At 66.6% G+C, this 1,175-nt stretch carries 1 protein-coding gene; it reads left to right on the top strand.

Features of this window, described 5'->3' with window-relative positions:
- Nucleotides 1-1,175: elongation factor Tu (gene tuf, locus N787_RS12875; RefSeq protein WP_034214971.1), on the top strand; the 1,175-nt coding region annotated here is incomplete at its 3' end.

Genomic DNA, 1,175 nt, shown 5'->3' with positions numbered 1-1,175 from the left:
ATGTCCAAGGGTAAGTTTGAGCGCACCAAGCCGCACGTGAACGTTGGCACCATCGGTCACGTTGACCATGGCAAGACCACGCTGACCGCCGCGCTGACCAAGATTGGCGCCGAGCGTTTCGGTGGCGAGTTCAAGGCGTACGACGCGATCGACGCGGCGCCGGAAGAGAAGGCGCGCGGCATCACGATCTCGACGGCGCACGTGGAGTACGAGTCGGCTACGCGCCACTACGCGCACGTGGACTGCCCGGGCCACGCCGACTACGTGAAGAACATGATCACGGGTGCGGCGCAGATGGACGGCGCGATCCTGGTGTGCTCGGCCGCTGACGGCCCGATGCCGCAGACGCGCGAGCACATCCTGCTGGCCCGCCAGGTGGGCGTGCCGTACATCGTGGTCTACCTGAACAAGGCGGACCTGGTGGACGACGCCGAGCTGATGGAGCTGGTGGAGATGGAAGTCCGCGAGCTGCTGTCGAAGTACGACTTCCCGGGCGACGACACCCCGATCATCAAGGGTTCGGCGCGTTCGGCGCTGGAAGGCGACCAGTCGGAGATCGGCGTGCCGTCGATCATCAAGCTGGTGGAAGCGCTGGACAGCTGGATCCCGGAGCCGCAGCGCGACGTGGACAAGTCGTTCCTGATGCCGGTCGAGGACGTGTTCTCGATCTCGGGCCGCGGCACCGTGGTGACCGGCCGCATCGAGCGCGGCATCATCAAGGTGGGTGACGAAATCGAGATCGTCGGCATCCGTCCGACCCAGAAGACGACCGTGACGGGCGTTGAGATGTTCCGCAAGCTGCTGGACCAGGGCCAGGCGGGCGACAACGCGGGCCTGCTGCTGCGCGGCACGAAGCGTGACGACGTGGAGCGTGGCCAGGTGCTGGCCAAGCCGGGTTCGATCAACCCGCACACGGAGTTCGAGGCCGAGGTGTACGTGCTGTCGAAGGACGAGGGCGGTCGCCACACCCCGTTCTTCAAGGGCTACCGCCCGCAGTTCTACTTCCGCACGACGGACGTGACGGGCGCCTGCCAGCTGCCGGAAGGCGTGGAGATGGTGATGCCGGGCGACAACGTGAAGATGGTGGTGACCCTGATCGCGCCGATCGCGATGGACGAGGGCCTGCGCTTCGCGATCCGCGAGGGTGGCCGCACCGTCGGCGCCGGCGTGGTTGC

It is taken from the genome of Arenimonas metalli CF5-1, assembly GCF_000747155.1.
GTDB classification, from domain to species: Bacteria; Pseudomonadota; Gammaproteobacteria; order Xanthomonadales; family Xanthomonadaceae; genus Arenimonas; species Arenimonas metalli.
The sequence above is the reverse complement of the archived record's forward strand: the minus strand, read 5'-3'. Positions and strand labels throughout refer to the sequence as shown.